Raw genomic sequence first — 5,820 nt, 5'->3', positions numbered from 1 at the left:
GAACCCGGAAGCTAAGCCCTCCAGCGCCGATGGTACTGCACTCGTGAGGGTGTGGGAGAGTAGGACGCCGCCGGACAATCTTTCCAGAACGGGTCACCCTCACGGGTGACCCGTTCTGCGTTTTCCGAACCCGTTTCCGTCGGCCAGACCCGCGGCACCGGTACGCCGACGAATCGGCGCCTTCAGCCGCGGGTCTGCATGCCGGCGCGCAGGTCACGCATCAGGAAGCCCGCGTCGGCGACCGAACGCCCCGGGAACATCGCCATCACGACGCTGCCGTGGTCGGCCCAGCCACACACGGCGAAGTCACCGCCCTCGCCGCTGGTGCTGCCACACTTGAGCACACCGCCCAGGTCGCCTGCGGGCGTCTCGCGCAGGCCGGTCACCGCGCCGGTCTCGTCGGACATCAGGCCGAAGAGGCTGTCCAGGTCGCGTTCCGGCTGCCACAGCAGGGTCGTACCCCCGAAGATCAGGACGGACCGCTTCTCGTCGGACGGGTCGCGGTAGACCGTCCCGAAGCTGCTGTCCAGCTCGATGTCGGCAGCGAGACCGTTGCGCAGGTAGTCGGCCGTGCTCTTCGCCCGCTCACTGTCGTCCCGGGTGAGGCCCGCCACCCGATCCGGTGAGGTCAGCTCCGTGTCCTTCTGCTGCGCCACCCGCCACCCGGCGACACCCAGCACACCGGCGCCCGCCAGACCGACCGCGAGGGCCGCCGCCCACACGATCCGGCGTCGCCGGGACCAGCCACCCGGCTGGTCGTCGGGATCGCCCCCGGTGTCGCGGGTGCTCAGCCGGATCGGCTCGTCGGTCAACTCGACTGGCTCGCGGCCGCCGTCGAGCGACCGTTCGGTGAGATGTGCGTCGGACATAGCCGACACCGTACGCGAACGGCAGGTGGCGCACGTCAGGTCCGCCGAAGCCCTCCGTAGACTTGTCCGGTGACCGAGAGACTGGATGCCCGACGCCCCGACGCCCCGACCCTTGCCGGCCAGTATCAGCCCGGTGAGGTAGAGCAGCGACGGTACGAGCAGTGGGTAGCCGCCGGGCTCTTCCGGGCCTCCGCCGACAGCGACAAGCCCCCCTTCACCATCGTCATCCCGCCGCCGAACGTCACCGGCTCACTGCACATGGGCCACGCGTTCGAGCACACGCTGATGGACGCGTTGACCCGGCGTAAGCGGATGCAGGGCTTCGAGGCGCTGTGGCTGCCCGGCATGGACCACGCGGGCATCGCCACCCAGAACCTGGTCGAGCGGCAGCTCGCCGCCGAGGGTCTGTCCCGGCACGATCTCGGCCGGGAGAAGTTCGTCGAGCGGGTCTGGCAGTGGAAGGCCGAGTCCGGTGGCGCCATTCTCGGCCAGATGCGCCGCCTCGGCGACTCCGTCGACTGGGACCGCGAGCGCTTCACCATGGACGAGGGGCTGAGCCGGGCCGTCCAGACCATCTTCAAGAAGCTCTTCGACGACGGCCTCATCTACCGGGCCAACCGGATCATCAACTGGTGTCCGCGCTGCCTCACTGCGCTCTCCGACATCGAGGTCGAGCACACCGACGACGACGGCGAGCTGATCTCGATCCGCTACAGCGACGAGGTCGTGGTGGCCACCACCCGGGCCGAGACGATGCTCGGCGACACCGCGGTGGCGGTGCACCCCGACGACGAGCGCTACCAGCACCTGATCGGCACCGAGGTCGAGCTGCCGCTGACCGGCCGCCGGATCCCGATCGTCGCCGACGCGCACGTCGACCCGTCCTTCGGCACCGGCATGGTCAAGGTGACGCCGGCCCACGACCCGAACGACTTCGAGATCGGCCAGCGGCACGACCTGCCCGCGCTGACCGTGATGGACGAGCGCGGTGTGATCACCGTGCCCGGCCCGTTCGAGGGGTTGGACCGGTTCGAGGCGCGGCCCGCGATCGTGGCCGCGCTGCGCGAGCAGGGCCGGATCGTCGCCGAGAAGCGTCCGTACGTGCACGCGGTCGGGCACTGCTCACGGTGCAAGACCACAGTCGAGCCGCGGCTGTCGTTGCAGTGGTTCGTCAACACCGCCCCGCTGGCGCAGGCCGCCGGCGACGCGGTGCGCGACGGCCGGGTGCGCATCGAGCCGGCCGAGCTGTCCAAGCGCTACTTCGCCTGGGTCGACAACATGCACGACTGGTGCATCTCCCGCCAGCTGTGGTGGGGCCACCGCATCCCCGTCTGGTACGGGCCGGAGGGTGAGATCGTCTGCGTCGGCCCCGACGAGGCGCCGCCGACCGGCGAGGGCTGGCACCAGGACGAGGACGTCCTGGACACCTGGTTCTCCAGCGGCCTGTGGCCGTTCTCCACCCTCGGCTGGCCCGAGCAGACCCCGGACCTGGCGAAGTTCTACCCGACAAGCGTGCTGGTCACCGGGTACGACATCCTGTTCTTCTGGGTCGCCCGGATGATGATGTTCGGCCTCTACGCGATGGACGGCCGGCCGCCCTTCGACGTGGTCGCCCTGCACGGCATGGTGCGCGACCAGTTCGGCAAGAAGATGTCGAAGTCGTTCGGCAACGTGGTCGACCCGCTGGACTGGATCGACAGGTACGGCGCCGACGCCACCCGGTTCACCCTGGCCCGGGGCGCGAACCCCGGTCAGGACGTCCCGGTCAGCGAGGAGTGGTGCCAGGGCTCGCGCAACTTCTGCAACAAGCTCTGGAACGCCACCCGCTTCGCCCTGATGAACGGTGCGCACACCACGGGCGACCTGCCCCCCGCCGAGCAGCTCTCCACCGTCGACAGGTGGATACTGTCCCGGCTGGCGCACGTCACCGCCGAGGTCGACGAGCAGTTCGAGGCGTACGAGTTCGCCAAGGTCTGCGACCTGCTCTACCACTTCGCCTGGGACGACGTCTGCGACTGGTACGTCGAGCTGAGCAAGCCGGTGCTCGCCGAGGGCGGTGCGCCGGCGGAGGTCAGCCGTCGGGTGCTCGGGCACGTGCTCGACCAGCTGCTGCGGCTGCTGCACCCGGTCATCCCGTTCGTCACCGAGGAGCTGTGGCTCGCGCTGACCGGCGGCGAGACGGTGCAGGCCGTCGCCTGGCCGGTGGCCGACCGCTCGCTGATCGACGACGCCGCCGAGGCCGAGATGGTCGGTGTGCAGCGGGTGGTCACCGAGATCCGCCGGTTCCGTTCCGACCAGGGGCTGCGCCCGACGCAGCGGGTGGCCGCCCGCCTGGACGGGCTGTCCGGCGCGGGCATCGCCGCCCACGAGCCGCTGATCCGCTCGCTGGTCCGGCTGGACCCGGCCGGTGACGACTTCCAGGCCAGCGCCACGCTGACCATGCCTGGCGCGGTCGGTGTCGCGTTGGACACCCGGGGGTCGATCGACGTGGCCGCCGAGCGGGCCCGGCTGACCAAGGACCGCACGGCAGCCGAGAAGGAGGTCGCGCAGGCCCGGGCGAAGCTCGACAACCCGGCCTTCATCGGCAAGGCCCCCGAGCCGGTGGTCGCGAAGATTCGTGACCGGCTCGCCACCGCCGAGGCCGACCTGGTCCGGATCAACGCTGCTCTGGAGACACTGCCCTCGTGACCGACCGTACCGATTTCGCCGCCGTCGAGGCCGAGCTGAACGCCCGTGGCTTCACCCGCATGGTCTTCGAGCTGGACCGGATCGAGTCGCTGCTCGACCTGCTCGGCAGCCCGCAGCGGGCGTACCCGGCGATCCACCTGACCGGCACCAACGGCAAGACCTCCACCGCGCGGATGATCGACTCCCTGCTGCGGGCGTTCGGGCTGCACACCGGCAGGTACACCAGCCCGCACCTGGAGACCGTCCGGGAACGGATCAGCCTGGACGGGGAGCCGGTCAGCGAGGAGCGGTTCGCGGCGGTGTACCGGGAGGTCAAACCGCTGGCGGAGCTTGTCGACGCGCGGTCGGACGAGCCGCTGACGTACTTCGACATGACCACCGCGCTGGCGTTCGCCACGTTCGCCGACGCGCCTGTCGACATCGCGGTGGTCGAGGTGGGCCTCGGCGGCGCCGAGGACGCCACGAACGTCATCCAGGCCGGGGTCTGCGTGATCACGCCGATCGGGCTGGACCACACGGAGTGGCTCGGCGACACGCTCCAGGACATCGCGCTGGCCAAGGCCGGCATCATCCACCCGGGCGCCACAGTCATCGCGGCGGCGCAGGAGGAGGAGGCCGCGCGACCGCTGCTCGAACGCTGCGCCGAGGTGGGCGCCACCATCGCCCGGGAGGGCGCCGAGTTCGGCGTGCTGCGCCGGGCGGTCGCCGTCGGCGGGCAGGTGCTCACCCTCCAAGGCCTGGGCGGTGTCTACGAGGACGTGTTCATCCCGTTGCACGGCGCGCACCAGGCGCAGAACGCGGCGGTGGCTCTGGCCGCGGTGGAGGCGTTCCTGGGCGCCGGGACCAGGCGGCAGCTGGACGTCGAGGCGGTCCGCGAGGGCTTCGCCACGGCCAGCTCTCCCGGGCGGCTGGAGCGGGTGCGCAGTGCCCCGACCGTCCTGCTGGACGGCGCGCACAACCCGCACGGGATGGCCGCCACCGTCACCGCGTTGCAGGAGGAGTTCGCGTTCAGCAAGCTCGTCGCGGTGGTCGGTGTGCTCGCCGACAAGGACGCGTCCAGCCTGCTGGAGCTGCTGGAGCCGGTCGTCGACGTGGTGGTGGTGACCCGCAACAGCTCGCCGCGGGCCATGCCGACGGCGGAACTCGCCGCGCTGGCCGGGGAGATCTTCGGCGAGGAACGGGTGGAGTCGGCCGACGAGATGCCCGACGCGATCGAGTTGGCGGTGGCGCTCGCCGAGGAGGACGTCCCCGGCGAGCTGAGCGGCGTCGGGGTGCTGGTCACGGGATCGGTGGTGACGGTGGCCGACGCACGTCGCCTGCTGAAGCGATGACCGGCCCGGATGAGCCGCGCCGGTCCGGGCTGCGCGATCCGCAGCGGGCGGTACGCGGACTGGGCGCCGGGACTCTCGCCCTGGAGGCGCTGGTGCTGCTGCTGGCGATCCAGCCGATCCGGGTGGTCGGCGGCGACCTGAGTGGCGGCGCGATCGGTGCCGTGGTGGCGCTGGCGGTGGCCGCCATCCTGATCGCCGGCATGATGCGCCGCCCCTGGGCGTGGCACGCCGGCACCGTGCTCCAGGGCCTGCTGCTGCTGTCCGGCCTGCTGCACTGGTCGCTGTTCGCGCTGGGTGTCATCTTCGCCCTGGTGTGGGCGTACGCGGTGCACGTCCGCCGGGTCATCCTCGGCTGAGGGTCAGGCGTCGGCCCGTTCACGCCACTGGGTGAGGGCGATGCCGTGGCCGTCCGGGTCCCGGAAGGCCGCCGCCCACACCTCCAGCCTGCTGCCCCGGTTGACCACGCGGGGGGCGTACGTGAAGCGGACGCCGGACCCGCGCAGCCGCTCGTACGCCGCCTCGATGTCGTCCACCTCGAGGTTGACGTGGACGAGCCGGCGACTGATCGGTGCTGCCCCGGTGACCTCGCGCAGCACCAGCCGGGTCGTGCCGGAGGCGAGCACGGCGTTGCCCGCTCCCTGGTCGACCTCGGTGAAGCCGAGCATGTCGCGGTAGAAGCCGAGCGACCGGGACAGGTCGGTGACCAGCAGGGTCAGCCCCACCCCGCTGATCGGGCCGGCCGGGTCCGCTGTGGCACCCCCGTCGAACCCGAAGATCGCCTCGTCGAGTTCCTCGGCGGTGACGGTCCCGCTCGCCGCCGTGGTGGTGGCGGGGTCGTCCAGAGGCAGGTCGAGTGGGTCCAGTGGGTCGGTCGCGGCGGACCGCTGGGTGGGGGCCGGGTCGAACCGCTGCGCGGTGGGCGGGTCGAGGTG

The 5,820-nt window shown here is 71.4% G+C and carries 5 protein-coding genes and 1 rRNA gene; 4 read left to right on the top strand and 2 right to left on the bottom strand.

All coding sequences use genetic code 11. The features are described 5' to 3' along the window. A 5S ribosomal RNA gene (gene rrf / locus FHG89_RS34365) occupies window positions 1–76 on the top strand; the annotation flags it as partial. Between the two features lie 106 nt (window positions 77–182). Here the strand turns inward: rrf and FHG89_RS00655 are convergent. Next, window positions 183–869, bottom strand: coding sequence for a hypothetical protein (locus FHG89_RS00655; RefSeq protein WP_139581932.1), 687 nt, complete (start codon window positions 867–869; stop codon window positions 183–185). Window positions 870–938: 69 nt separating this feature from the next. On the opposite strand from FHG89_RS00655, the gene FHG89_RS00650 reads away from it, so the two are divergent. The 3 genes from FHG89_RS00650 to FHG89_RS00640 are packed head-to-tail and all read left to right on the top strand — an operon-like array spanning window position 939 to window position 5,244. Further along, window positions 939–3,557 carry a valine--tRNA ligase gene (locus FHG89_RS00650; RefSeq protein WP_139581930.1) on the top strand — a complete coding sequence of 873 codons (2,619 nt, stop codon included), beginning with the start codon at window positions 939–941 and terminating at the stop codon, window positions 3,555–3,557. After that, entirely contained in the window at window positions 3,554–4,888 is a 1,335-nt protein-coding gene (locus tag FHG89_RS00645; RefSeq protein WP_139581928.1) for a bifunctional folylpolyglutamate synthase/dihydrofolate synthase, read from the top strand. Before FHG89_RS00650 ends, FHG89_RS00645 begins: the two co-directional genes overlap by 4 nt. Then, a complete protein-coding gene (locus FHG89_RS00640) occupies window positions 4,843–5,244 on the top strand; it encodes a DUF4233 domain-containing protein (RefSeq protein WP_425280137.1) in 402 nt (133 codons plus the stop codon). Before FHG89_RS00645 ends, FHG89_RS00640 begins: the two co-directional genes overlap by 46 nt. Window positions 5,245–5,247: 3 nt before the next feature. On the opposite strand, the gene FHG89_RS00635 is transcribed toward FHG89_RS00640, so the two are convergent. Continuing rightward, window positions 5,248–5,820, bottom strand: a 573-nt coding sequence (locus FHG89_RS00635; protein ID WP_139581925.1) for a VOC family protein, incomplete at its 5' end; no start/stop codon positions are given.

It is taken from the genome of Micromonospora orduensis (assembly GCF_006228125.1).
GTDB classification, from domain to species: Bacteria; Actinomycetota; Actinomycetes; order Mycobacteriales; family Micromonosporaceae; genus Micromonospora; species Micromonospora orduensis.
The sequence above is the reverse complement of the archived record's forward strand: the minus strand, read 5'-3'. Positions and strand labels throughout refer to the sequence as shown.